The organism is Litoribacterium kuwaitense (assembly GCF_011058155.1).
Taxonomy (GTDB): Bacteria; Bacillota; Bacilli; order Bacillales; family DSM-28697; genus Litoribacterium; species Litoribacterium kuwaitense.
Genome location: NZ_JAALFC010000044.1, coordinates 1 through 25,539 on the forward strand (window position 1 = coordinate 1; position 25,539 = coordinate 25,539).

Sequence of the window (25,539 nt, forward strand, 5' to 3'; positions counted from 1 at the left end):
TTCCAACACTTCCAATCTATCTCTGTCGAGTTAGATTATCAGTGAAAACTGGGGAATTTTAAACCGTTATTATTGAGGATTTTAACACCGATATTCACAGCAAGGTGCAAGGGCAGTTGCATCCTTACCCCTTTCTATCTATATGTCTATCTGTATATATTAGATTAAAGCATTTAATAAAAGATTTTTCCTTGATAATACTGCATTTATGCTGTAATATAACCATATGAATAATGACTGTACTTTATAAGTTTAGATTTGTCGCACTATAGCTATGTATATCTAAAAGTCATGATAAAATAGATCGAAGGAGGTGACAGATATGAATGAACAAAAGATTTTTGAAATGCTACTTCATCTCTCAAATGATATGAAAAGCATGCAAGAGAATATGAAAAGCATGCAAGAGAATATGAAAAGCATGCAAGAGAATATGAAAAGCATGCAGGAAGATATAACTGAATTGAAAGCCGATATGAACACGCGATTTGATGCTGTCGATAAGCGCTTAACAGCGATAACAAACATGGTGGTCAAGAACAGTGAGGATATTGAAGAATTGAAGAATATGAAATACAAGCTTCGGCAAACAAATGACGACGTCTTCATCTTAAAGCGTGCATTTGTTTCGGAACATGCGAAAGAGGTTTGAGGTGAAGGTCAGTGGTTCCACTGGCTTTTTTTTGTCTCAATAAATGTGATTGAATTCCAAGTCAAAGAATGGTAGAATTGTCTTTCGTATTTACTGAATAAAAAGAAAATAATGACATTAGGTGGGTAAGTTAGATGAGGGAGGGCGCTTATGGCGATCATTCAAGCCAAACAATTGTCGAAAACGTTGAGAATGAAGTCACATTTGCACGTCGCTATCTCACTAGCTTCCTTGCAGGGTATGATCAAGAAAATACTTTGGATAGAAAGTGGTTAGAACAGTTACCACTTTTTCTTGAATTGAGGCAAGTCATATTGTATTCGTCATTATACAGAAATGGGAATCTCGCATCCCTAGATCGTTGGTCCCGAAATTTCCTTGAACGAGCCCGTAGAAATATGGAAAATTCATTACCTATCATAGATATGAAAAAGGTCATTTTGACGACAGATGTATAGGAATGCATTTCAACAGACGCAGATCATGTAATGAATCATGCAAGTCTTACTTAAGAGCGAGGGACATTCGCCGTTGTTCCGGTCAAACGGGTTCGGGACAATCAACCTTTCTCCTTTGCCAACTCATGCTGTTTCATCTGCGGAAATGGCTCCAACGGCGCGGCTTCATGGGAGGTGATGATGCCTTTATTTTGTTCAAGGAGCCGGTGGACTTGCTTCGTCATCATTGCTTTCCCATCCTCATCAATGCCTGCGAACGGTTCATCAAACAAATACCAGTCTCTCGTTAAACAACAGATGGTAAAAAAGTAGAGCTTTTTCCTTTCTCCACCCGATAGCATCCCGACACTCTTCTTCCAATTGGCTTTAAATTCCTCAGCTAAGCCAAAGGCCTCAGCCTGTGCAAAAAACATTTGATGTCCGTTTTTAACCCCTTCAAGTTGAAGAATGAAGTTTACAAAATCACTAAAGGTAAGCTTATGTGACAAGTAAAGCTGTTGATTTAAGTAGACGACTGAATGGTTCCCTTGAATCTCTCCGGATTAACTCGTATTCAGACCGCTGATACAATCAAGCAACGTCGATTTTCCAGCCCCGTTTTCAACGTATATGTAGTTCAAGCTCTTGGGAAACGTCATGGTGACTTTAGTTATTATGTCTTTATAGCTGACATCGATCATTTTAATCATGATGCTACCTTCTTTCTGTCGAGATAGGTGTATAGTGTTTCATACTGGCAATGCCAATCATAATCAATACGGTGGAGGCAAGAAGATAAACCAATAATTCAGAGAGCGAATCGATAAAATCATGTCGGCAACAAGCTTTAGTGGATTCAATGCTTGATTGATATTGCTGGATAACAAAAGCATTGATGCAAGCATGATAATCGACACAATCGTCGTTAGTTCATTGGCGGTCAGGCGTTTCACGAGCGCGAGTGAAATGGCAAAAAACCCTAATGGAATGGATAAAGCGAGCATGAGTGACGACTGAAATAACAATGATAACAAAGAAAAATGCAAAAGTATGGCGGCGATGATATTAAAAATGCCAAAACAGACAAAGGTAAAGGTGACCTGTGTCTGAATGCAGGCCACAAAAAACGCACCATTCGCCTTTCGGATCGAAAAATACGTTTTTCATGCGCCTTCGTTTTTTAAACGAACCGCATGAATGCCCACGCCATAGGCATATGAAGTCAGCAAGATAAATGCCCAGTAAAACCGTAAATCATCTGTTGAGTAGATACTCTCTTGATTCATAAGTAAAAATAGGCTCGGTAATAGAAGTGACGAGAGTAGCGTGACAAGCTCTTTTGCGAACATTTTGATATTTAGTAGGTAATACGCTTTGATGATGTGCATGAAAACACCCTTCTTTCTAATCTGAACACTGAATATTCAGTGATAAAAAGTCAAAACCTGTCATTCAACTTAGTGGAGCGTTATAATAGAGAAAAAATAGATTTCACGCGTTTGGAGGCACAACGATGGATCGTAAACAAAATGCATTTTCGAACGTATTCACTTTACCGCGAATGGTCAACTGAAATTTCATGATCTGGGCCGTCTCATGAAGCGCTTTGCACTTACAGTTCCTTTTGAAAACCTCGATGTTATTCATGATACCACGTGGCATTTGGATGAGAATAGTCTTTTTAGGAAAATAGTGGAGAATGACAGAGGGGGCATGTGCTATGAACTTAATCCGCTCTTTTTTTACATTTTAAAAGGGATGGGCTTTCGTGGACAAATGATTGCCGCGACGATCGATGGGAACGACACAACGATGCAAAACACTCATATTGCTAGCGTAGTATTCCATCATGACGAGCCGTATCTCATTGACGTCGGCTTCGGAATGAATTTGCCTTTACAGCCTTTGCCGTTGACTGGAGAATGGGTGCATTCAATCACGGGAAATTACCGCGTTGTCAAGACAGACATCTGTGGCACGTATCGCTTTGAAAAGCATAAAAACGGTACGCTGAAAATGAGCTATACGTTTACGCTGGCTGCCATTGATGAGACAGCTATGAATGAGGCGCGAGATGCCGTCCATACAAGCGCGGCTTCGCCATTTAATAAAGCTTATTTAATGTCAAAGCTGACTGATCAAGGCCACATGACTTTAACGGAAACGAGTTACACGACAGTGATTGATGGGGAAAAGCATAAGAAAGACATTGATCAAGAAACGTTTCGTAAGCTTAGTCAGCAAAAATTTAGCCTTCATTTTGAGGGATAAACAGCGGGGAGGACGTGGTCACAATGTCAACGAATCGCTTACTAAAGAAACTCCGAATTAAATACCCAATCATACAGGCGGGCATGGCTGGTGGTCCGACTACCCCTGCACTCGTGTCGGAAGTCGCAGAAAGCGGTGGACTCGGCTTGATCGGCGCTGGCTATATGACCCCGGAAGCGCTACGGACGCACATTCACGAAACAAAAGCACTCACAAGTCAGCCATTTGGCGTCAATTTGTTTGTTCCGGAATGTCCTGAAGTCGATGCCGATGAGGTGGCGAAGGCCAATGCGTTGCTTAAGGCTTATCGCGACGCTTTACATATCAAGGATGAGCCAGTGGTTAGCGTGCCGACAAAAGAATTGTTTGATGAGATGATCGATGTTGTTATTCGTGAAGGAATCGAGATCGTCAGCTTTACTTTTGGCATCCCCACCAAGCAGACGATTGCGCGGTTAAAGCAGGCGAAGATCACTGTCATTGGAACAGCGACGACCGTTCGTGAAGCGGAAATGAACGAAGAGATTGGGATGGACGCTGTCGTCGCGCAAGGCAGTGAAGCCGGCGGTCATCGAGGTACTTTTGCAGGTCGCTTTGAAGACAGCTTGATCGGGACGATGGCGCTCGTGCCGCAAGTCGTCGATCGCGTCAATATCCCTGTAATTGCTTCGGGGGGCATTGCCGATGGACGTGGGCTGATTGCAGCGCTTGCGTTAGGTGCCGAAGCGGTTCAAATGGGTACAGTGTTTTTGACGTGTGAAGAAAGCGGAGCGAACGAGCTTCACCAAGAGGCGATCTTACGTAGTAAAGAAGTGGACACGACATTAACAAAAGTATTCAGCGGTAAACCGGCACGGGGCATTCGCAATTCATTTATTGCGGACATGGAAAAGCACGAAAATACACTCCCTGCTTATCCGATCCAAAACGTGCTAACAAAAGAGATTCGTCGAGAAGCCGTCCGGCAAAGCAAACCTGAGTGGCTTCATCTTTGGGCAGGGCAAAACATGCGTGCGAGCCAAAAGCAATCTGTTGAAACACTTATGAAACGGATTGTAGAACAAGCGGAAGAGACTCGATTGTCTATTCAGTAGTCATCACAGTCATTTGTCAAACGTCCAACTGACGTCAATCGAACAGTTGAAAAAAATGAAAATACACGTATTTTTCGAGACAGTTAATACTGTCTCTTTTTTATAATTAATTTAATTTGATAAGACGATTTTCTTTTAGTGAAGATGATTATCATTCCAAGTATAAGCTTATTGAGAATGATTTTCTCCTGCAATGAAGCCTTTTTATCGTCATGTAGACAAATTTTCATGAGATTGAAATTTATTCTCAATTAAAACAAAAAATTATCAATTAGTTGTGTTTTCCCCTTCACTAATTGATCGGTAAGTGATATATTAGAAATGTAGATAAGTTCTTAGTTGAAAATAATTTTAAATAAAATGAGGTGGAGCAAATGGTGTTCAAGGATAGGAGTACCATGCCACTGACCTGGCTAAAATATCGCGAAATGCAATTTGCAATTTTGTGTGGCGTATTTACCTTGCTCGGTGCGCTCGTTGCATCGTATGGATCATATGAGCTTAGCGTGCTGTTATTTTTAATTGCCTACGGATTTGGTGGCTATGAAAAAGCGAAAGAAGGCCTGCTTGATTCTTGGCAGGAGAAACGGTTAAATGTTGAATTATTAATGATGTTTGCGGCCATTGCGGCGGCGATTTTAGGCTTTTGGATGGAAGGTGCGCTCCTTTTACTGATCTTTTCTTTCAGTGGTGCGTTGGAACGCATTGCTGACGAAAAGAGCAGCCGCTCACTCACAAGCTTAATGGCATCGGCTCCCCAAACTGCATGGAAGAAAGATAACGATCAATATGTTCAGGTGGATGCCATTTCTTTAGAGCGCGGTGATACTGTATTAGTGAAGCCTGGTGAAACGATTCCCGCGGACGGTCGCGTAACGATCGGTGCGAGCGCCGTTGACGAAGCATCGCTCACCGGAGAAAGTGTCCCCGTGTCAAAAATGGCAGGCGAACATGTCCTTGCCGGTACGTTAAATACCGAGGGACATCTGTACATTGAAGTGACAGCGCCAGCCGGAGAAAGCGTCTACCAGCAAATGCTCGGTGCAGTTGATGAGGCCCAGCAGGAAAAGCCGAAGGCGCAAACCTTTATGGAAAAGATTGAACAGCCGTATGTGTACCTCGTCATTTTGTTAACCGTAGCAATGGCTGTCATTCCGCCCTTATTTTTAGGCTGGACGTGGGAAGACGCATTGTATCGCGCAACGGTTCTGCTCGTTGTCGGTTCACCGTGTGCGGTTGCTGCATCCATTATGCCAGCCACCCTGTCAGCGATGAGTGCTTCAGCCAACGAAGGTGTCTTGTTTAAAGGCGGCCGCCGGCTTGAAAGCTTAAGCCGTGTGAATCGGGTCGTGTTTGATAAAACGGGTACTTTAACGAAAGGGCGTCCTGAGGTGACGAACGCGTGGTTTAATGAACGTGAAGACAAAAGCCTTGTGATGCATGCGATTGCTTCTATCGAAGCGACGTCGTCTCACCCGCTCGCGCAAGCGATAGTGACATATAGTAAGCAGAAACAACTGCATGAGCCAGAATGGATGGAAACAGCTGCAGGTCTCGGTGTAAAAGGGGCTCTAGAAGGAAAAATATGGTGGATTGGAAATGCCAATTACATGCAGCAGCAAGGATTGACTTGGGAGCCGCGCTTGTTCGAATCGTGGGAAACGGATGGGAAAACGCTCGTCTATGCTGGGAACGAGACAGGACTGCAAGCTGTTTTTGCTCTGCAAGATACACTTCGACCCGAAGCAAAAGAAGCGATTGCGGCATTTAAATCGCTTGGTGTTGAGCCTGTCTTACTGACTGGGGACCATGAACGAAGTGCGCTGGCGATTGCGCGAGCGGCAGGAATTGAAGATGTTGAGGCAGGGTGCTTGCCGGAAGACAAACGCGCCCGTATCCAAGCGTTTCAAGCACAAGGGGACCGTGTTCTTATGATTGGAGACGGAATCAATGACGCGCCTGCTTTAGCTCAAGCTGACGTCGGTATCGCGATGGGAAGCGGGACCGATGTGGCGATGCGCGTATCAGATCTCGTTTTGTTAAGGATCATTTAATGCGCTTGCCAGCGAGTGTCCAAAGAGCACAAAAAACGAAGCGGATCATTCATCAAAACCTCGTGTTTTCGCTTGCTGTGATCGGTACGCTTGTCGTTACGAACGTCTTCTACGGAATCGACCTGCCACTTGGCGTCGTCGGTCACGAAGGCTCCACATTGCTCGTCATTGGAAACGGTTTGCGCTTGCTCAAATATAATTCGCAGAAACAAAATCATCCGCCAGAGTGTGATGATTGTCCGCTGATGAAGTTGAAGGAAGCTAAGGCGTAAAAATTCAAGGGTTTTTATAAAATAAAGGATAGATGAACAGGGGAGATCCAGTTCGTCTATCCTTTTTAGATGCCAGTCTTTTTACTCCGAGAGACGCAGCTTTACGCTGTAATCACGTAACTCTTTTGTATCCCCTTTACTGTCAAATGTGCCTTTCATGATCAAGTGCTTGAGTCGGTAGTCTAAAAATGCGTCACCCACCGGCTCGTGCAAATGTCCTAAAATGTGACCGATCAGATGCACTGCAGGCAAATACTCTTCGTTACTTCGTTCTGTATGCAACGACTTGGCCATCTCAATGATCAATTCATCGTAATACGTTTCCTCAACAGCGTGTATTTTTTGATCTTTCCATATCCTCAGCACTGCTTGCGATGCAGAAAGCGCAAGCCATTCATCCGCTAATCTTTCCTTCTCATTTGTAGACAACAGCCGATCTTGCCGATTCCACTTATAAATGAGACGAAGGACATCTGGAGACATTTCACCAGTAAGTGAAAAGTGGTGCTCAACATCTCTCGTATCGAGGTGGCTTTTAGCGGCTTGGTATGTATTGATCAAAAAAACATCGTTTGGTTTGCCTCTTAGTCGATCAAGGACGTAGCGTAGACCGGTCTGTTCAGGACCATTGTCTCCGGTCCATATAAAAATTTTGCTTTGCTCTGGAATGGATTTCAGCTGCGAAGTGGCCGTGTTGAACTGCTCTTTTACCTGCTCTGCATCCTCTGGATCAATCAAAGCATGGCTAACGAGCCATTCATATCTATGATGCTGCTTTGTTGGATCTTCATGGAAATTTGTCAAAGGACCGATCGAAAGCAAATCGTAAAACCCGATCACTTGTTGCGTTCTTATGCTGCTGAGCGCATTGTTTAAGCTTGCTGAGGCAGAGTGACCAAAGGTGATATGGAGTCCTTTCCCCTCTGGCTCTTCTTCGCGAATATGATCTATGGTCGTTTTCTTGTCTGTCATGAACGCAACCCTCCATCTTCTCTTCATCTCAATCCTTATCCCTTGAAATTTTCGTTTTTATCAGAGGACAAGAAGGAAACGTGCTTTCTAATCCATAAATAAAGCCCTGCCACGACGATGAATAGTAAAGCAATTACAATGATAAGTAATGGCTGCGTCACAAGTTTTTGCCCAGCATACGTATAGACGATCGTGGACGGCAGGATACCAAGAAGCGTTGCTAGCGTATATTGTCCGGCGGAAATCGTTGTCAATCCTCCGGCGTAGCTCGTTAAGTCAAAATTGAGCGGGAGTATACGGAACAACAGCATTGACAAAAAGCCGTGCTCATTTACTTTCTGTTGTACATTTTCTAAAGCTCCCGCCCATTGCTTATGCTGCCATGCGCCGCCAAAACGCCGAACGATTCCTAAAGTTAAAAGCCCTCCTGCCGTCGCTCCCACTAACGTATACACCGTTCCCCAAAAAGCACCAAATGCAAGTCCGGCTGTCACTGCCATGACAGAAGACGGGAAGAGAACAAGCGGGCGTAAAGTATATAATACGATAAAAATAATTGGCCCCCACGCTCCGCGTGACTGAAGCCAAGCTTGAATAGTATCAGGACTCCATTTGAAATACGTATCATTCAGCCAGAGCAGCACACCGAGCACAAACACGATGACGAAGCTCTGGATGAGTCTTTTTAAATTGATCATCAATTGTCATCCTCTTTTCCCTTATAGGAAGGACATCCGTATCACTATCATAACAGATATATGGTAGCAGTTGACAAAACGTGTCCATAGATGCCCATTTGAAAGAGGAGACAAATGTCATTTTGTATTTGTTGATCGTAGATATGGAGCAAAGGTCAATTGATGGATTAAATGTAAAAATTGTACTCATCTGGTAGCACGCGACGTAAAAATTGTTTTGTCCGTTCGTGCTTTGGATGGACGAATACGTCATCGGCGCTTCCTTGCTCGACGATCAAGCCGTCATCCATAAAGACGACATGGTTCGCAACTTCTTTAGCAAAGCTCATCTCGTGAGTGACGACAAGCATCGTCGTTCCATCTTTGGCGATGCTTTTCATCACATCTAAAACCTCACCGACGCGCTCGGGATCTAAAGCGGAGGTCGGCTCGTCAAATAAGATAATCGATGGTTCGAGCACAACGGCACGGGCGATCCCGACGCGCTGCTGCTGACCGCCAGAGAGTTGACTAGGGTAGAGATGCATTTTATCCGCCAGGCCGACGCGCTTTAATGCTTCTTCGCCTTTCTTTCTCGCAATGTCTTTTGACATCTTTCGTCCAATGATTAATCCTTCGGTGACATTTTCAAGGGCTGTTTTATTTGTGAATAAATGGTAGTTCTGAAACACAAAAGCCGTTTTTTGCCGGATTGCATGAATGTCTTTTTTAGCTGCTTTTGCCATATCGACAGCCAACTCTCCAAATGTCGCACTGCCTTCGTCGGCTCGCTCTAAAAAGTTCAAGCAGCGGAGGAGCGTCGTCTTTCCAGACCCACTTGGTCCAACAAGTACCACAACGTCCCCTTGCTGAATCGTTAAATCAATTCCTTTTAATATAGCGCTTGATCCAAAGGACTTTTTAACATTTGAAATGGTTAACATATGACCCCTCCTTCATAGCGGCGAAGATGACGTTCTGTCCTTTTGAAGGCGTATTCGACAAGTAAGCAAATGATTAAGTAAACGATAAAAATGGCAACATAGGCTTCGACGTAGTGATAACCGACGTTGGCAGCGACTTTTGTGCGCAGGGTGATTTCAGGCAAGCTAATCGCATAACCGAGGGAGGTCGCTTTAATTAAATTGACTGTCGCTGTGCATAGATTAGGTGTTGCCGCAACAAGCATTTGCGGAATAACGATGCGCCGGTATGCTTGGCTGGTTGTTAAGCCAACAGAATGGGCAGCTTCTAATTGACCGTTTGGGACAGTCTGAAGCGCGCCTCGAAAAACTTCTGCCAAAATCGCTGTCGTGTTAAACGAAAAAATGATAAAGGCATACCAAATTGGATGAATATCATACACCGCGACAGGGACAGAAAATTGCTCGAAAATACTTGTCAATATAAGGGGAATGCTGCTATATAAAATAAATATTTGAATAAGAATGGGGGTGCCACGGACGAATGATACATAAAATTTCGCGAACGAACGTAATATTGGAAAACGATATAAACGAACGAGCGCAAGTGCAAACCCAAGTGGAACCGCAATTAGTAACGCAACACATGTCACAAAAAGTGCGAGTGGAACCCCGCTAAAAGCGATGCCTAACGCTTTGATAAAGAAGGATAGATCCATTTATGCAACCCTCCTTTCGACTGTGAATTTTCTTTCGATGTGTCGGAACGTTTTGTCGATGAGGATCGTTAACACCCAATAAATCGCACCGAGCGCCAAGTAAATCTCCAATGAGTGCGTGTTATAGTTGTTGGCAATAATCAAATTGGCTTTACCGACAAGGTCGATAAAACCGATCGTATAAGCGAGCGCTCCTTCTTGGAGGACGCTAATGATGCCGTTTCCGACGTTTGGAAGTGCGGTGACAATCGCTTGGGGGAAAATGATTCTCACATACGCTTGTCGTGGGGTTAATCCAACACTCACAGCTGCTTCGTATTGCCCTTTTGGAACCGCTAAAATACTCGATCGGATGACTTCCGACATCATTGCAGCGAACTGTAAGCTGAAAGTCGTGACGACAAAATAGCCGGTATGCAAATGCTGCAAATTAAGTTGAAACAGTCCTTCAGCCAGAGCGGGAGCGCCATAGTAAATTAAAAATAGTAAGACAATGGATGGTGTACAGCGCATGATCGTTGTATACAAATGCGCGCTAGCTTGTAACCATGTAGAGCGAGACAATTTCATAAAGGCCAGAGCGAAGCCAAATAAAGTTCCTAACAAAACAGCGATCAAAGTGACAAATAACGTTACGCCTATAAAAGGAAGCAATTGAGGCAGTGCTTCCCATATATAAAAACTGTCAAAGTAGGCTTCCATTGGATCACTCCTTTATCGTTCGACCCGGTCTAATACCTCAAATAAATTGCGCCCATAATGCTTTTGACTGAGTTCTTCTAATTCGCCTGCGGCCGCAATGTCTTCGAGTGCTTGATCATATGCATCTGCCAACGCTTGTTGTTTTTTATGAAAAAGAGGCCACGTTTTAATGACGGCAAATTCTTTGTAAACGACATCCCCTTGCAAATGGTGATAAGGACCGTTCGGATCACTTACTTGTTTATCGAAAACCCCTTGGATCATCACACCGCCATCGACACGACCTTCATTGACCCATTGCACGACATCGACGCCAAATTCCTCACCTGCTTCAAGCTTGACGGGGTTATCAGGATTTTTATGATTGTGCTCGGCAATGACAGTATATTGGGCGTTATTTGCGGCAATAGGAGCAAGTGTGAACCCTTCTGTCGCGAAGTCTGCCAACGATTGAATGTGCTCATATTCCGCTTTCAAAGCGAGTCCGGCACTTGAAAGACCGATAAATTGCTTAGGATAAATGTATTTTTTAGCGCGTTCTTCTGTATAAAAAGCATTTTTCACCCCTGCTTGAAACTTACCTTGTTCGACACCAATGAGTAGGTCATCAGACGTCGTACCAACAAATTCAAACGAATACGCCTCTAGCTTTTCATCAACGCGTTTCATTACATCAATGTCATAGCCTGCTGGCTGACCATTTTCATCTAAATAAGTCATTGGCTTACTGCCTATCTCAAAGGCGACCTTCACGTTCGTTATCCCATCATCGTTCTGTCCCTCGACGCTTTCTTTTCCACAAGCGGTTAAAAGGAGTGTCAAACCAAGTACAAGAGTAGCAGTTTTCTTAAGCATCATTTCATTTCCTCCTAGGGCTATTTTTTTATTCATATGCGATAACTCGGATTTGGTTGTAAAAATTTTTGTTTTTACTGAAAATGACCTTTACTCGTTTTCCCCTTTAATGTTGTAAATCATTTTATGGGGATTATTTTAAAAAGTCAATACTATTCTGATTGGTTTAATAAGGTTTAATTGAGCACGACCTAATATTAGGAAGTGCTGTTGAGGAACATGTCATAACAAATGCTTTCATTTTAGCGTTCTTCAAAAATGAATGTTCGTCGTTGAATAGCGAAGTTATAGCGAAGTCCTTACTGTAACAATGCAAGATACGCGAGAAAGTTAAAACGGCTAACTTTGAACACACCATTTACCGTATTTATTTTTCAATCATTTGCTGAAATAGATCGTCGCCATAACTTGTCGGCTTTGGCTCACCACAAGTTATTTTATACGTTCTTTCTTTAGAAATGTTCCAAGGAAGGCTATCACTAACCTCATTGTGAGTCGGAGCGTGATGATAAAAGGGAATGTAATTCCAAGTGTCGAAACAAATCATACACTTAGATTGTCCAAGTTTACGGTTTGAATTTTATTTATATTAAACTAAAGGACATCACAATAGGATAAGAATTCATTGTTAATGAACAGATCATGGGGAGGAAAAAATGAATAATAAACATCTATTTTTATTTGGGGGAAGCCCCCCTTTTTGTAAGCATCTTGGAAAAACATATTCAGAACTTTCATTAAGGGAAAAAGGAAAGGTAGCTGTCCTGTTCGTCTCGAGAGAGGGATGGGAACAATATATGCCAAGATACACGAATGAATTAGAAAAAAATGGAATAGGCAACTTCGTTTATATACCTCTAACCGAACACTCATTAGCAACCTATGCTGATCAGTTAAACTCCTGTACAGGAATCATAATTGGCGGTGGTGATACCGAGCTATATCGAAAATATATTGTGGATACTACATTAGGAGCACAGGTGAAAAGGATGTACGAAAAAGGAATTCCGATCGCAGGATTTTCCGCAGGCGCATTGATTAGCCCTGAAAATTGCGTGATACCTCCAATAGATAATGCTCAAGGTAAACACTTATTCCTCAAGGGGTTGGGGCTTATTAAAGATTGTGTGATTTGTGTGCATTTTTCTAAATGGAATGAAGAAGAGAATTTAAAGACTGCAATGACTCATTTGAGCGTTTCTAAAGGGTATGGGATTGATGACGAAGAAGGGTTGTATTTTGTGAATGAAACCCTTGTGGATAGTGAAGGTGAAAATTATCATTTCATTCAAAGATCGAAGCGCTAGTTGATTAAGTCAAAAATTTCCCCGTCATTAGAAGGTTTTTTTCTGTCAAAAATTTAAACAGAGCCACTGAAAAAAGTAGGTGATTTAAAAAATGAAAAAGTTCATAATCTATTCACGAAAATATTGCAATGGGAAGTCTTGAGAAGCCAACAATCGAGGACGTAAAGGAAGCCAGCAGACAAGCAGGTGCCAATGATTTTATTGACGGATTGGAAAACCAGTATGAGACAGTTATTCGCGAACAAGGGTCATCCTTATCAGGAGGTCAACGCCAAAGAATTGCCCTGGCAAGAGCATTCATCCGCAATGCCCCACTCGTTATTCTCGATGAAGTGACGTCTGCCCTGGACAATGAATCCGAAAAACGCGTCGTCAATGCCATACAGAAATTGATCAAGCGAGGCACCACTGTCTTAATGATCACCCATAACTTATCCTTAGCTCAAAAAGCCGATCGAATCATCGTCATGGATCAGGGGCACGTCGCAGAGGACGGCAATCATGAAAGTCTCATTCGATTAAATGGGATTTATGCGGAATTGTCTAAGGAAGGGAAATAGAGATGTGAGCGAGTTGATCAAACAGTTTCGCCTCGATTCATCTGCATGTAGGTGTTGGGGGAATCATAACGCACTATGTCTCCAATGAAAAAATGCCTCCAAAAGCTAAAACTTTGCGAGGCATTTGTTTACAGTTTGGGCGTTAAGCAAAGGTCGGTGATGATGTTTTATCGTTTTCTGACACAAGACTCCCACTTCAAGGAATGTTAGGACGTTGTCCTCTTGTGGCACGAATCACAATAGAGATATTAACGCAGGACAAAATCTTAAAAACGAAGCGATAAGGCTTCTAACCGTAGGAACTACGGGGATAGCCTAATCAATAACTGGCGGTTACGCTGGTGTTCTTAGGAATCTCCTACTTCAAACAGCTTTAAGTGGCGGTAGTTCAATGGTACTTTTTAGCAACTAAAAACTCGACTAAAGGCAGTGTGATCATCGCTAAGGCTAAGACAGCTAACAAAAATATATTGACTGTTCCGTTAACGAGTTGATCAACAGCGACAGCAATCAATATGATCACCAACAGAATGAAATAGCTGATTTTTGCACTTTTCTCGGTGATTTTTTGACCGAGCTCTTCATCTGGATATATACCGTCTTTCTCCTGCTTGCTTCCCCAAGTGATTGTAGAGAAAAATATCATCATTCCGATCGCTATGGAACTGATTTCGTTAAATCCAACCTCCTTGCCAGAGATCAGTTTGTACATTGTGTAAAGGATAATTATCAGTGTTGCGATGCCAAAGATGATACCGCCTAGGTTTCGTTTGCTCATGGGTTCTCATCTCCCTTACCTAAAAATAAATCGTCAACTTTTACACCTAACGTTTTCGCAAGGTCAAAGGCTAATTGCAAACTGGGATCGTATTTATTATTTTCAATGGCATTGATCGTTTGTCTGCTAACATGACATAGATCCGCTAGCTTTCCTTGCGAAATTCCGTTCTTTTCGCGGTATTCTTTTATACGATTCTCCATACGAACAGCACCTTCAAATTGATATTGGTGTAAAATATGTTTTACAGATTTATTGTAAAATAGAAGGAAAGCATCTGTCAAACATATTTTACACTAAAAAAAGAGTGCAGGAAAGCCTATAAAGACTTTGTCTACACTCTGAGAGGTACTTAAGTATTTGTTATTCAACTTAAAGAAGTATAGGCTACCTATCTCAACAACGGAATTCGCTTCTGATAGCGGTCGATCAAGGCTTGGTTATGCTCATCAGCACCGTCGATATTGCCGCTTAAGAAAATCGGCGGCTCAAAGCCTTTCTCTGTCATACGTGAGATCGCACCGGCAAACACGGCATTGATAATGGCTGCACCAACGACAGTGGACGACGGCGCAAAAGGCACTTTGACGTCGTCATGCTGAAGTAGCGCATCTCCTTTGGGCGCATAGTTGTCGATGACGAGGTCAACGGCATTATACAAATGATAGCCGTCTTGATGGCGTGAGGGCTGGCTTTTCGAGTATGTCAGAGACGTGATCCCGATGACGAAGGCGCCTTTTTCCTTCGCGATTAAAGCAGCGTCAACGGGGACGGGATTTCGACCTGATGTTGATAGGACGATCATGACATCACCTGCTTGAATATCAACGTCTTGCATAAAGCGCTCGGCGTAATCGTTTTGGCGCTCGAGTGAGGAAGACGTGACAGCGCCTTCGTGCAGCATTAAAGGCTCATGAAAAATGGGGTGAATGGGAACGAGACCACCGGCACGATAAAACACTTCTTCAGTCAAAATATGTGAATGCCCGCAGCCGAACATATGGACGATACAGTTGTTTTGGATCGCTTCAGCGACGTGTTCAGCGGCTTCTTCTAGTTGCGCTTTTTCATTGCTCGCAACGTCTTTTAAGATGGCGTCTACTCCAGAAAAGTATTGAGCTATCATGACGTTCACTCCTTTTTAATCGTATTCCAGCGCGTCGTGAAGCATCGTTGTCATCTGTTCAAGGGCATGATCAATAACGACTTTTCCTTTATCAGCATGCGCAAGTGTTGCATCGCCGAGAACAGCGGTTGATGTGAACGCCTGCCATGGTGTCGGTGTGACATCGGCAGTCGCGGGAATGTTTGGTGTGTCATCGATCGCCTTGGTCATGTCGACGTGTTGCTTTGCAAGGTACAGCATAAACGACGTCTCTATTTCACACGCATGAAAATAACTGCTGTGAGCGGCGGTGGTTTCGCGAACAGTTGGAACGGTTTGACTCATCCCAGGGTAAAAGAAATAGAATACTTTTAAATCGGGACAAGTGTCATAGAGCACCCGAGCGGCTTCTTTTAACGCAACGCCATTGCCGAGATGCCCATTGATCATTGCGAATATACGAAAGCCTTGACGATATAAGCTTTCTCCGAGGTCGGTCAGTATAGCGATCAGTGCCTCATTGGAAACGTTTAAGCTGCCGGGAAAATCTTTCAAGCTCCACACTTGACCAAAGGGCATGGTAGGCAATACATAAGCTGGCGTCCGCTCGGCAAGCTTTTTCGCCATTTCCTCAGCCAGGACATTGTCTGTTCCAAGCGGCAAGTGTGCACCATGCGCTTCTACAGCGCCGACCGGTAAGAGGGCAATCGGCTTTTGCTGAATCGATCGCTTGATTTGTTCTGACGTCTCAAATTGAAACTCCATTGAACTCCTCCTAAGTCGAAAACGTCATACAGCGAGCGGGGTTGTCTATAAAAAATTTCTTTACGAGTGCTTCGCCGTCGTATCCTCGCTCGTTTGCTTCAGCTACGAAACGATCTTGCCACGGTCCGATAATATAGCGCAGACCTAAGCCGTCATCGTAGTGGCGATAGTATGTTTTGCGGGCGGTGTCGCCGCTAATCAAGATTTGCTCTTCAAAGCCGTAATCGACTAAATGTAAAATGCAGTCGATGCGGGTGCTTTCAGGGGCGTATTTAATTTTTGCAATGCCGTCAAAGGATAAAAAGGCACCAGTCTTAGCCATTTGGCGGTGGTAATACGGATCAGGGTTGCGATCCATATGTCCGACGCTCCAATTCGACAGATTGACGCCTTCGCGACGAAGCCATTCTGCTTGTTCTAGCCCCAACGTACCTGCTTCCGTGTGAGAATGAACTGGTGCCTTCGTTTCGTGATGGGCGATTGCAACAGCCTTCATTGTTTTTTCTTCAAGTGCCGTCATGCGATTGTACCCAGTGCCAAATTTCACTTGTCCCGCTCGAAAGTCAGTCCCTTCTAAACCTTCCTCGACCTCACGAATGACGAAATCGGCGAGGTCGTTGACTGTTGCTTGATCAATCCACTCATAAAAGGTTGTGTAGTTTCCAATCAAAGGCTTTACGTGCTCAGGAATACTGGCATCCCAGAGAAAGCTTTTGTTAAACCCTGCCGTCCCGATAAATGTCACGTGAGTGTTTTGCCCGATTTTCTGTACTGCTTCCACATCTCTTCCGTAATCAACAGCCGTCGCATCCACAATCGTCTTTCCGCCAAGATCGGCAAAATCCTGGACATCTTTTTCTGATTTTGCCGGATCGTCGAGCAGCAAATCATCAGCTCCGCGCTCAGCCCAGTATGGCGGTCGACAAACGATATGCTCATGGGCGTAGGTGAACCCAAGGTCTGCCGGAGGCACGTCACCAGTAAACGTTCGTACAAAGCTCATACCGACCATCCTTTTTTAATGTGATCATAACTTAAAAGAAAAGCTGACCGAGGAAGCTAACGATAGGACCGAGAATAAACATGTCGGAATCTGCTGCCCACATCGCTGTATCAGGAATGGTATTGCCAATAAAAGACCGAACCATAAAATACTGCCCCCAGGCGACGATGGTGGACGTTAAAAAACCGCCAAGTAAAGCGCCGCGCACACCACCGGTAGCGTTGCCAAAAACACCAGCGGCGGCACCATGGAAAAAGAGGACGATCATCGTCGGAACAAAGACGTAGGCAACAGTGTTTCCGATGATGACGAGCCAGATCATCGCGCCGACAAAGGCTCCTAAAAAGCCGAGAACGACGGCGTTTGGTGCATAAGGGAACAAGATGGGTACGTCGAGTGCCGGTTTTGAGCCGGGGACAATTTTCGTTGCTATTCCTTTAAACGCAGGAACGAGCTCACCGATAAACATACGCACACCCATGAGGACGACCGCGATTCCTGCTGCGAACGTGAACGATTGAATAATCGAATAGACGATAAAGTTTTGCTCACCAGCTGACGCCATGAGTTCTTGGCTGCCAGGTGTTTGTTTAACCGTGACAACAACTGCGCCAATGACGAATAAAATAATCATCGTCAGCGCCGTGATCACATTGGAGTCACGCAGGAATTCCAAGTTTTTCGGTAGCTGAAGCTTTTCCGAATCATTGTCCTTATTTCCCAGCAATTTGCCGCCGAGCGCTCCTAGTAATGCGACCGAAGCAGAAGTATGTCCGAGAGCGATGTTGTCGTTACCAGTAATTCTCCGCATGATCGGCTGCGTCACTGCCGGCTGTACCGTCCAATAAATGCCTAAAATGACTGCTAGAAAGATGACTGCTCCCCAAAAGCTGACATCCGTGCCGACACTGTTGACGAGGATTCCGGCAAAAATCATTGTCGTCCAAAACATCATGTGTCCGGTCAGATAAATGTATTTCGCTTTTGTAAAGCGAGCCAAGATGACGTTGATCAAAAATCCTAGCGTCATTGCGAGTGCAACCATCGAGCCGAATTGATTGTTAAAGGCTTCTTGTCCCATGAACTCGCCTAAGGCACTAGATTCAAGATTGAAAACTTCCTTCCACATCGGTTCAAATATGTTTAAAGAACCGACAATGACATTCGCTCCAGCGTTTATGATCAAAAAACCAATGATCGTTTTGAAAGTCCCACTTACAACTTGGCTTGGTCCTTTCTTTTGCAGCAGGAGACCAACTAAGACGATCAGACCGAGCAGAATAGCTGGTGTGACAAAAATGTTCTGGGCAATCCATAAAATAATATCCATAGTCTCAAGTCTCCTTTACTCGAGAGGGTTAAGAGAATTCAGTCTCAAGAGCTTGTTTTATTTCATCTTCATCAAAATAGTTATTGACGATGATGATTTTTGCGGAATGGTCTTCAAGATTTTGTGCTAGCTCGTTACTTGTTATGATGTAATCAGCATTCATGCTGGAAGCACTTGAGACATCCGTGTGCTCTACATCGGCATCGGAAACACCTAACGATTGTAAAACGGACTCTACGTTCATTTTTAAAATTAAGCTCGTCCCTTGGCCAAGTCCACATACAGTTAATATTTTCATTGGTTTGTTCCTCCTATCAGTGTAGTAAGATCTTCATACGAATTTGCCTCGATAAATTTGGTCGCATTTTCCTTTTTTCCAAGAAGTTCCGTCAGTTTTTTCAGTAACGCTAAATGCTCGTCACTTGAAGAAGCGCCAAGCGCAAAGACGAGATGGACAGGGTCATTGTTTTTGTGTCCGAATGAAATGCCTTCACGATAGCGGATGAGCGAGACGGACGGTTCGGTGACGCCATCCTCAGGTCGGGCATGCGGGACAGCGATGTGGGGGGCGAGGACGATATAAGGTCCATTGTCCTCAAACGATTTCACCATCGCCTCGACGTATGATTCTTTAACCGCATGAGAGGCAACTAATAGGCCCCCAGACTCGCGAATGGCGTCTTTCGCAGTTGTTGCTCGTCCGTTTAAAGAGACGACTGCTTTATCTAAGAAAATCAACGGTATGCCCTCCTTGCTCGTCTTTTGACATAGAGAAATTCATGTGTGGAGATAGGGCTTTCGTAAGAGTGTACAACTTTTGTTTGAGCCTTCCCCTGAATGACTTTGCAATAAACATCTTTTTGACAAAAGCGTACGTTTAAAGATACGTCCTCTGTGAATATGTGACTTCTAATCAAAGTAAACCTCTGCCACGCCTAGGTTTTGCTACAGGTCTTAAGAATATACAAAGTTTTTAAAGAGAGGATGTGCAGAGAGTTGAAGTCGCTATTCTACAAGTAGGATGTGATTGAGTGAGTTCAACATCGGTAGCTGTTTATGGGTGCGTTTCCAAGTCTTTTATGTGCAAGAAACCAACCTTACAGCCAGCTTTGCACGTATTCGTTCACGAATTGATTGCAAAAATACAATGAATTGATAAAATAAATTGAAAATGCTAAAATTTCAATCGTTGGTCCTAGACGATGATTAGTTCATTATCAAGAGCGGGGGTAAAAGAACGACGCATTTGTTTACGAGAGACATTTAGCGCCATTCCAAATTGAATGATGAAAGCGCTACAAAACAAGGGGGGTATACGTATTATGAAATCAGAAATGAAGGTCGGTTTTGCCATCATTGGTGCGGGGGTTGTGGCGCCTCATCACGCAGTGGCTATCAAAGCCATTCCAGAAGCAGAGCTTGTGTCCATTGTTGATGTCGTTCCTGAAAAAGCGAGTGACATGCAATCAGTGTACGATTGCAAACGGAGTTATACGACGCTCGACGAGTGTATGGCGGATGAAGCTGTTGATGTTGTCATTGTTTGTACGCCAAGTGGGACACACGAGCAGTTAACAGTTGAAACAGCGAAGTCCGGAAAGCATGTCTTATGTGAAAAGCCTTTAGACATCAAAGCCGATAAGATGGAGCGAATGATCCAAACCTGTGACGAAGAAGGTGTGAAGCTAGGCGTTGTGTATCCTCGCCGTGCGATGGACACCATTTTAATCGCAAAAACCATGTTAGACAACGGCGTGTTTGGCAAAGTGTCGATCGCCAGTGCCTATTTAAAATATTATCGCAGTCAAGAATACTACGATAGCGCAGGTTGGAGAGGGACTTGGGCGATGGATGGCGGCGGCGCCTTAATGAATCAAGGAATTCACGGTGTTGACATTATGCAATGGCTAAATGGCGGAGTGAGAAAAGTGTTTGGACGCGCAGCGGCGATGGAGCGTCACATCGAAGTAGAGGATACGGCCGTTGCAGTGGTGGAGTATCATAACGGTGCATTCGGTGTGATTGAAGGAAGCACACTTGCGTACCCTGGACAAATGACCAAGTTCGAGTTGAATGGCACGCAGGGAACGCTTACCCTTGATGACCAAGGCATACAAACATGCGAAACACTTGCGGAAAAAATAAACCCTTCCGATTGGGGCATTGAGCAAAGTGAGATTCCGGCAAATATCTCTTCAATAGGTCATTATCGATTTGTGCATGACATAGCAAAGGCTGTATTGGAAGATCGTGACCCATTAGTTACAGGTAAGGAAGGAAAGAAAGCAGTTGATGTCATTTTAGCCATTTATGAGTCGGCAAGGAGCGGTAAGGAAATTATTTTATAGGTGAGACATAAGCAGAAGTAAGTTGAAGAGGAGGCTTAAGCGAGGACAATCACAGCTGGTTATTTTGAGCAGCTCAGATGATTTGTCTCTTAATATGAGTGGATGAAGCAGTGTGCAAATTTATTAATGGATATGTATGTTGATAAAAAAACGCTGCCACGCAAAGTGATACAGAGACGATCACGTTGTATGATTGAAGGGGAGTGGTTAAGGGCAGAGAAATTGCTAGCATGAAAGTAAAGTTATCACGACTGTGTTTTCACTCATTTTTATGAAATAGAGCTCATTGACACTTTGTCAGTAGGGTGTTATTCTGCTTTTACGAGGAGGGATCACATGCGGGATGTGAAAGATCCAGATGTTCGCCGGGCTGAAATTATGAAAGCGGCATTGAGGTTGTTCTCAGAAAAAGGATATTTGCAAACTACGACGCAAAATATTATTGAGGAAGTGAACATATCTCGCGGGCTGCTGTACTATCACTTTAAGAACAAGGAAGATATTTTGTACTGTTTGGTTGAGACATATTCTGAACCTTTGCTACGGCGTTTGTCAGCGATTGCCTATCACGAGCAGACATCAGCAGTGGAGAAGGTACGTACGTTTTTGGAAGCGACGATTATTTCTCCTGATTCAGTAACGACGGAAATGGTTGAGTTGCAAAAAACAGTGGACCTTGAGCAAAATCGCTATCTAACCGATCGCTTTTCCCACCGCTTTGCTACAACGATTACCACATACTTCGCTCACATGATTGAGCAAGGGAATTCTGAAGGGGTCTTTGACGTCACACATCCGTTGGAAACCGCATCTTTTTTAATGACGGGTTATGTATTTGTTTCCAATGATGTCAAAGTGTTGCATATCGAAATTGAAAAGATGAATGAATATGTGAGTGCATTTAAAGCATTAATCGAGGGTGCTTTAAGAACAAAAGAACCGATTTTCAGCGCATAAGTGTTGGGAAACGTTCGTCAGCTCGTTGTCGTCTTATATAAAGGGGCTACTAAAGTCATTACTCACTTTTGGCTCTAAACGTTTTGCCGTATATCTGAAAAAGTGACTTTGTTTACACTGTACGCTGGATGCATATTGTCAGTCATAATGAACCCTTTAACTGACATTTTGTCAACGTATAATGATTGTGAATTTTCCACAACCCCATTGACAAATTGTCAGTGACTAGATGACAGCTTCGCCATATCAAAGCTGTCGCTCATTTATATCTTTAACTGACATTTTGTCAGTTTAAAAAACGGATCACCTGTATCGTCAAACCGCATGATTAGGAGGAGTTTGTATGCTGGAAATTAAAAACCTTACGAAAATGTATGGCCAACAAAAGAAAGCGGTCGACAACTTGAGCTTAACCATTAAAGCAGGGGATATTTTTGGGTTTATTGGAGGGAATGGTGCTGGAAAAACGTCGACGATTAAAGCAGTGGTCGGCATCCATCAGATAGATCACGGCGACATTTTAATCGACGGTCATTCAATGAAAAAGCAGCCGTTGGTCTGCAAAAAGATGATGGCGTATATCCCCGATCACCCGGATTTATATGAACACTTAACGGGTTATCAATACATCAATTTTATTGCTGATTTATATAATATCCCAACAGCTGAGCGTGTTGAGAAAACGAGAAAGTACAGCGAGCTATTTGAAATGACTGCCAATCTGGGAAATATCATCTCAACTTACTCGCACGGGATGAAGCAAAGAACGAATATTATTGCAGCGATGGTACATTCCCCCAAGCTGTTGATTTTAGATGAACCTTTTGTTGGGCTTGATCCAAAAGCGGTCTTTTCTTTGAAACAGGTCATGCAGGACTGCGTTTCCAATGGCGGCGCTATTTTCTTTTCTACTCACGTTCTCGATGTCGCCGAGAAGCTTTGCAACAAAATCGCGATTATTAAACAAGGAAAGCTCGTTGCCAGCGGTCTGACCGAGCATGTCAAGGGCGCTCATTCTTTGGAAGCTTTCTTTATGGAGGTACAGGATGCATGAATAAAGTGTGGCTACTGTTACGGGCACAAATACTAAATACATTCTCCCTTAATGAAATGATGGAGCCGGGGAGCCATAAAAGAAATTCGTCTGCTGCCATGGCGGCAGGGGTGTTCATCCTTGTCCTGTTTTTGTGCGCATACAATGTGTTCACCGCACTTCAGCTGGTGCATATTCAAGAACAGGAGCTCATTCCTGCTTATATGGTCGCTGTATCAAGCTTTGCGGTATTGTTTCTGACGATGTTTCGTAGTAATGGTATCTTGTTTGGAAGCAAGGATTTTGAAATGTTGTCCAGCCTGCCGGTAAAAACGAATGACATCGTGAGCAGCAAGTTTCTGTTTATGTATCTCATCAATTTCATTGTCGTTTTTGTCTTTATGGCGCCAGGCGGTGTGGTTTGGATCATGAACACAACACCTGATTTGCCGAAGTTTGTGCTCTATACTCTGTCTATGTTCTTTGTTCCGTTAATTCCGATGTGTGTTGCGGCAATGATCGGTGTTTTCATCGTTTTGGCTGCCGCTCGTTTCAAATATCAAAATGTCTTTTCGCTCATTTTTTCATTTGCCGCTTTAGGGCTTGTAGGATTTTTTGGAGTAACGAGCTTGCAATCGGGCAGCGATGTCGGCAGCCTCAGCACCGTGCTTGCAGAACAAATGACACGGATATACCCATTGTCTCAATGGTTTATGGCAACTTCAAATGTTTCTATCTTGATCAGTATGAGTGGTTTCTTGGCACTGTCCGCGCTGGTTTTCGTTCTGTTAATAAATATTGTCGCTGCAAAGTACGGATGGTTTCATTCGCTTGCCAGCGCTGCTTCTGTACATTCTCCTGTGAGGAAAAGCGCGCTGAAGCAGCGTTCTAAGTTCTCAGCGCTATATCAAAAAGAATTGGGACGGTTTTTCAGCTCTTATGTTACGGTCTTAAATACTGGACTTGGAGTGGCTGTGCTTTTTGTGCTCAGTGTCGCATTATTATTTATTTCACCAGAAAAACTAAGCCTTTACGCCGGTATAGAAAACATGGATACAATCTTGCCGCTGTATGCGCCTGTTTTGATCAGTTCGCTTCTATCGCTGAGCTGTCCGGCTGCATCATCCATTTCTTTAGAGGGTAAAAACATTTGGATTTTGCAAAGTTCTCCCGTTTCCGTAAAAACGATCTTAAATAGCAAGCTTGCCGTAAATATAACGCTGCATCTGTTTGGCTATACATTTGCTGTCTTGTCTTTGATAATACGTTTTGAATTTGGGATCGCACAAACGTTAAGTCTGTTGTTTATTCCAGTCGTATATTCTCTATTTACTTCTGTATTGGGCGTTTTCCTTAACAAAAAACACCCAAATTATCACTGGCAAAGTGAGGTTGTCGTCGTGAAACAGAGTCTGCCAGTGATTGTGTCTAGCATCATCAGTCTGCTGGCGGTTGCCGCCCCTGTAGGATTGCATCTGTTTTTAAGGTTTCCGTTCATGCCGACGCTGGCGGTTTTTGCGGTGGTCCTGATCGTTATTTCTTTTGTTTTGTACCAAAAAGCGTGCCGGACAATGCTGATATAGCTTAAGGCGGTCAAGATGAAGGCCAATATTTTCAAAGATACATTGAAGCTTGCCAAGTGTAGATGAAGTCTATTTTAAATGTTGTCTACACTGTATTAGCATACGTTTAGCAATTCCTCAATTTTTTTCTGAAAAGTCACCGCTTCCCTCGTGTTGAACCATTTTTACTAAAAAATCGATGTCCTCTGGATACACATGTTTCATTTGCTCGATCTGAGAAAGGGGTTTCCATGCAAAGGCGGCGATGGTCTGGTCAAGGTCTTGAATCCCTTGGCTTTCACCAGTCATTCTCACTTTATAATCATGCGTAGTCACGTGAATCCCTTTCATTGTCGTCTCTTTCGTATGAAGGCGCTCGACGATGATGACAGGGTAGCCGGTTTCCTCCCGCACTTCACGAACACAGCATTCTTCAGGGGTTTCTCCCGCTTCGAGACCGCCTGAAGGGAGCGCCCACGCATTCGTATCATAACTTTTCACCATCAGAATGTCCTGCTGATCATTCACACATATTGCTGCACATCCAACCCATGTTTTCATAGAAGTGGCCTCCGAGTTAAAAGAAGTTATTTTATTATCTTTTCGCTAGCCTATGATTGGCTTCCTCCAACGCTGTGCAGCATTGTTCGAGTTCTTTGTCTGTTGTCGTATGGCTGAATGACAAGCGAATTAAACGACGGGCGCTCGTTTCGTCGAGTCCTCGGGCCAGTAAAATACGCGACGGGTCCTGTTCCCCGGCTTTACAGGCTGTGCCAGTTGAGATGGCGATGTCTTTTTGATTCAACTGCAGCATCAGGTATTGTCCCTCTGTGAAGCTGCTTGTGAGTGCAGCGATAAATGGAGATTGGCTTGTGCCGCCATCAATTAGTTCAAATCCGGACTGGTGACACGCCCAAGCTCTCAGTTGATCAAACAGTTTTTGCGCGTGTGCTCGGCGCTTTTTTTGCTCTAAAATCGCTTCATCTGCTGCTGTTGTTGCCGCAACAATTCCAGGGACATCGACTGTGCCGGGACGCATCCCATTTTGATGTGTGGCTCCTGGAAAAAACGGATGGAATGTAGCGGTTGGGGAGATATAGGCAATACCGACGCCTTTAGGCCCGTAAAACTTATGAGCCGAAAGCGTGCAAGAGTCAAAATAA

Annotated in this window: 32 protein-coding genes; 12 read left to right on the plus strand and 20 right to left on the minus strand. The window is 43.8% G+C overall.

Annotation, left to right across the window (positions count from 1 at the left end; translation table 11 throughout):
* Positions 1–322: 322 nt before the first annotated feature.
* Together G4V62_RS16350 and G4V62_RS16355 are read left to right on the plus strand one after the other, a co-directional pair.
* A complete protein-coding gene (locus tag G4V62_RS16350; RefSeq protein ID WP_165204189.1) occupies positions 323–652 on the plus strand; it encodes a hypothetical protein in 330 nt (109 codons plus the stop codon).
* A 134-nt stretch (positions 653–786) separates the two neighbouring features.
* A complete protein-coding gene (locus tag G4V62_RS16355; RefSeq protein WP_165204192.1) occupies positions 787–1,110 on the plus strand; it encodes an aminoglycoside phosphotransferase/kinase family protein in 324 nt (107 codons plus the stop codon).
* Between the two features lie 101 nt (positions 1,111–1,211).
* Here the strand turns inward: G4V62_RS16355 and G4V62_RS16360 are convergent, their stop codons facing one another.
* The 4 genes from G4V62_RS16360 to G4V62_RS16375 form a co-directional block, all read right to left on the minus strand.
* The gene (locus G4V62_RS16360) at positions 1,212–1,598 is read right to left on the minus strand and encodes a P-loop NTPase family protein (RefSeq protein WP_165204194.1); all 387 of its coding nucleotides are present in this window, start codon (positions 1,596–1,598) and stop codon (positions 1,212–1,214) included.
* Between the two features lie 54 nt (positions 1,599–1,652).
* Complete coding sequence (locus G4V62_RS20905; RefSeq protein ID WP_165204197.1) at positions 1,653–1,799, minus strand: AAA family ATPase; 147 nt, start codon at positions 1,797–1,799, stop codon at positions 1,653–1,655.
* A gap of 63 nt (positions 1,800–1,862) precedes the next feature.
* A complete protein-coding gene (locus G4V62_RS16370) occupies positions 1,863–2,210 on the minus strand; it encodes a hypothetical protein (RefSeq protein ID WP_165204200.1) in 348 nt (115 codons plus the stop codon).
* Between the two features lie 42 nt (positions 2,211–2,252).
* Positions 2,253–2,477 carry a hypothetical protein gene (locus G4V62_RS16375; protein ID WP_165204203.1) on the minus strand — a complete coding sequence of 75 codons (225 nt, stop codon included), beginning with the start codon at positions 2,475–2,477 and terminating at the stop codon, positions 2,253–2,255.
* 196 nt (positions 2,478–2,673) lie between these two features.
* Between G4V62_RS16375 and G4V62_RS16380 the strand changes: the two genes are divergently transcribed.
* The 4 genes from G4V62_RS16380 (at position 2,674) to G4V62_RS16395 (ending at position 6,780) form a co-directional block, all read left to right on the plus strand.
* Positions 2,674–3,360: an arylamine N-acetyltransferase family protein gene (locus G4V62_RS16380; RefSeq protein ID WP_281359651.1), complete on the plus strand. Its 687-nt coding sequence runs from the start codon at positions 2,674–2,676 to the stop codon at positions 3,358–3,360.
* Positions 3,361–3,383: 23 nt separating this feature from the next.
* Positions 3,384–4,454: an NAD(P)H-dependent flavin oxidoreductase gene (locus G4V62_RS16385; RefSeq protein ID WP_165204209.1), complete on the plus strand. Its 1,071-nt coding sequence runs from the start codon at positions 3,384–3,386 to the stop codon at positions 4,452–4,454.
* 398 nt (positions 4,455–4,852) lie between these two features.
* The gene (locus G4V62_RS16390) at positions 4,853–6,508 is read left to right on the plus strand and encodes a heavy metal translocating P-type ATPase (protein ID WP_165204212.1); all 1,656 of its coding nucleotides are present in this window, start codon (positions 4,853–4,855) and stop codon (positions 6,506–6,508) included.
* On the plus strand, positions 6,508–6,780 hold the full coding sequence (locus tag G4V62_RS16395) for a hypothetical protein (protein ID WP_165204214.1): 273 nt from the start codon (positions 6,508–6,510) through the stop codon (positions 6,778–6,780). The genes G4V62_RS16390 and G4V62_RS16395 overlap by 1 nt, the downstream gene beginning before the upstream one ends.
* Positions 6,781–6,861: 81 nt before the next feature.
* On the opposite strand, the gene G4V62_RS16400 is transcribed toward G4V62_RS16395, so the two are convergent.
* The 6 genes from G4V62_RS16400 to G4V62_RS16425 form a co-directional block, all read right to left on the minus strand.
* On the minus strand, positions 6,862–7,752 hold the full coding sequence (locus tag G4V62_RS16400; RefSeq protein ID WP_165204217.1) for a DUF1835 domain-containing protein: 891 nt from the start codon (positions 7,750–7,752) through the stop codon (positions 6,862–6,864).
* Positions 7,753–7,787: 35 nt separating this feature from the next.
* On the minus strand, positions 7,788–8,450 hold the full coding sequence (locus G4V62_RS16405) for a TVP38/TMEM64 family protein (protein ID WP_165204220.1): 663 nt from the start codon (positions 8,448–8,450) through the stop codon (positions 7,788–7,790).
* A gap of 167 nt (positions 8,451–8,617) precedes the next feature.
* On the minus strand, positions 8,618–9,373 hold the full coding sequence (locus tag G4V62_RS16410) for an amino acid ABC transporter ATP-binding protein (RefSeq protein WP_165204223.1): 756 nt from the start codon (positions 9,371–9,373) through the stop codon (positions 8,618–8,620).
* Entirely contained in the window at positions 9,367–10,071 is a 705-nt protein-coding gene (locus tag G4V62_RS16415) for an amino acid ABC transporter permease (protein WP_165204226.1), read from the minus strand. Before G4V62_RS16415 ends, G4V62_RS16410 begins: the two co-directional genes overlap by 7 nt.
* Complete coding sequence (locus G4V62_RS16420) at positions 10,072–10,773, minus strand: amino acid ABC transporter permease (RefSeq protein ID WP_165204228.1); 702 nt, start codon at positions 10,771–10,773, stop codon at positions 10,072–10,074. It abuts the gene before it with no gap.
* A gap of 12 nt (positions 10,774–10,785) precedes the next feature.
* The gene (locus G4V62_RS16425; protein ID WP_165204231.1) at positions 10,786–11,631 is read right to left on the minus strand and encodes a transporter substrate-binding domain-containing protein; all 846 of its coding nucleotides are present in this window, start codon (positions 11,629–11,631) and stop codon (positions 10,786–10,788) included.
* A 653-nt stretch (positions 11,632–12,284) separates the two neighbouring features.
* Between G4V62_RS16425 and G4V62_RS16430 the strand changes: the two genes are divergently transcribed.
* Both G4V62_RS16430 and G4V62_RS16435 read left to right on the plus strand, forming a co-directional pair.
* Positions 12,285–12,935 (plus strand): Type 1 glutamine amidotransferase-like domain-containing protein, encoded by a 651-nt coding sequence (locus G4V62_RS16430; protein ID WP_165204234.1) that lies wholly within the window; start codon positions 12,285–12,287, stop codon positions 12,933–12,935.
* 128 nt (positions 12,936–13,063) lie between these two features.
* The gene (locus G4V62_RS16435) at positions 13,064–13,495 is read left to right on the plus strand and encodes an ATP-binding cassette domain-containing protein (RefSeq protein WP_165204237.1); all 432 of its coding nucleotides are present in this window, start codon (positions 13,064–13,066) and stop codon (positions 13,493–13,495) included.
* A 388-nt stretch (positions 13,496–13,883) separates the two neighbouring features.
* On the opposite strand, the gene G4V62_RS16440 is transcribed toward G4V62_RS16435, so the two are convergent.
* From G4V62_RS16440 to G4V62_RS16475, 8 genes are all read right to left on the minus strand, one after another.
* Positions 13,884–14,273: a hypothetical protein gene (locus G4V62_RS16440; RefSeq protein ID WP_165204240.1), complete on the minus strand. Its 390-nt coding sequence runs from the start codon at positions 14,271–14,273 to the stop codon at positions 13,884–13,886.
* Positions 14,270–14,476, minus strand: a complete 207-nt coding sequence (locus tag G4V62_RS16445; protein WP_165204243.1) for a helix-turn-helix transcriptional regulator — start codon at positions 14,474–14,476, stop codon at positions 14,270–14,272. The genes G4V62_RS16440 and G4V62_RS16445 overlap by 4 nt, the downstream gene beginning before the upstream one ends.
* 188 nt (positions 14,477–14,664) lie before the next feature.
* Positions 14,665–15,399, minus strand: a complete 735-nt coding sequence (locus tag G4V62_RS16450; protein WP_165204246.1) for an SIS domain-containing protein — start codon at positions 15,397–15,399, stop codon at positions 14,665–14,667.
* Positions 15,400–15,414: 15 nt separating this feature from the next.
* Positions 15,415–16,143 (minus strand): creatininase family protein, encoded by a 729-nt coding sequence (locus tag G4V62_RS16455; protein ID WP_165204249.1) that lies wholly within the window; start codon positions 16,141–16,143, stop codon positions 15,415–15,417.
* Positions 16,144–16,153: 10 nt separating this feature from the next.
* Positions 16,154–17,146 (minus strand): phosphotriesterase family protein, encoded by a 993-nt coding sequence (locus tag G4V62_RS16460; protein ID WP_165204252.1) that lies wholly within the window; start codon positions 17,144–17,146, stop codon positions 16,154–16,156.
* 31 nt (positions 17,147–17,177) lie between these two features.
* Positions 17,178–18,476 carry a PTS ascorbate transporter subunit IIC gene (gene ulaA, locus G4V62_RS16465; protein WP_165204254.1) on the minus strand — a complete coding sequence of 433 codons (1,299 nt, stop codon included), beginning with the start codon at positions 18,474–18,476 and terminating at the stop codon, positions 17,178–17,180.
* A 28-nt stretch (positions 18,477–18,504) separates the two neighbouring features.
* Entirely contained in the window at positions 18,505–18,774 is a 270-nt protein-coding gene (locus tag G4V62_RS16470; protein WP_165204257.1) for a PTS sugar transporter subunit IIB, read from the minus strand.
* The gene (locus G4V62_RS16475; RefSeq protein ID WP_165204259.1) at positions 18,771–19,214 is read right to left on the minus strand and encodes a PTS sugar transporter subunit IIA; all 444 of its coding nucleotides are present in this window, start codon (positions 19,212–19,214) and stop codon (positions 18,771–18,773) included. The genes G4V62_RS16470 and G4V62_RS16475 overlap by 4 nt, the downstream gene beginning before the upstream one ends.
* A gap of 584 nt (positions 19,215–19,798) precedes the next feature.
* On the opposite strand from G4V62_RS16475, the gene G4V62_RS16480 reads away from it, so the two are divergent.
* From G4V62_RS16480 to G4V62_RS16495, 4 genes are all read left to right on the plus strand, one after another.
* On the plus strand, positions 19,799–20,824 hold the full coding sequence (locus G4V62_RS16480; protein WP_246218490.1) for a Gfo/Idh/MocA family protein: 1,026 nt from the start codon (positions 19,799–19,801) through the stop codon (positions 20,822–20,824).
* A gap of 336 nt (positions 20,825–21,160) precedes the next feature.
* On the plus strand, positions 21,161–21,781 hold the full coding sequence (locus tag G4V62_RS16485) for a TetR/AcrR family transcriptional regulator (RefSeq protein WP_165204262.1): 621 nt from the start codon (positions 21,161–21,163) through the stop codon (positions 21,779–21,781).
* A 343-nt stretch (positions 21,782–22,124) separates the two neighbouring features.
* Positions 22,125–22,835, plus strand: a complete 711-nt coding sequence (locus G4V62_RS16490; RefSeq protein WP_165204265.1) for an ABC transporter ATP-binding protein — start codon at positions 22,125–22,127, stop codon at positions 22,833–22,835.
* Entirely contained in the window at positions 22,832–24,397 is a 1,566-nt protein-coding gene (locus G4V62_RS16495; protein WP_165204268.1) for a hypothetical protein, read from the plus strand. Before G4V62_RS16490 ends, G4V62_RS16495 begins: the two co-directional genes overlap by 4 nt.
* A 117-nt stretch (positions 24,398–24,514) precedes the next feature.
* Here G4V62_RS16495 and G4V62_RS16500 read toward each other — a convergent pair whose 3' ends face one another.
* Complete coding sequence (locus tag G4V62_RS16500; protein ID WP_165204271.1) at positions 24,515–24,937, minus strand: NUDIX hydrolase; 423 nt, start codon at positions 24,935–24,937, stop codon at positions 24,515–24,517.
* Positions 24,938–24,971: 34 nt separating this feature from the next.
* Positions 24,972–25,539, minus strand: a 568-nt coding sequence (locus G4V62_RS16505) for an aminotransferase class V-fold PLP-dependent enzyme (protein WP_165204274.1), incomplete at its 5' end; no start/stop codon positions are given.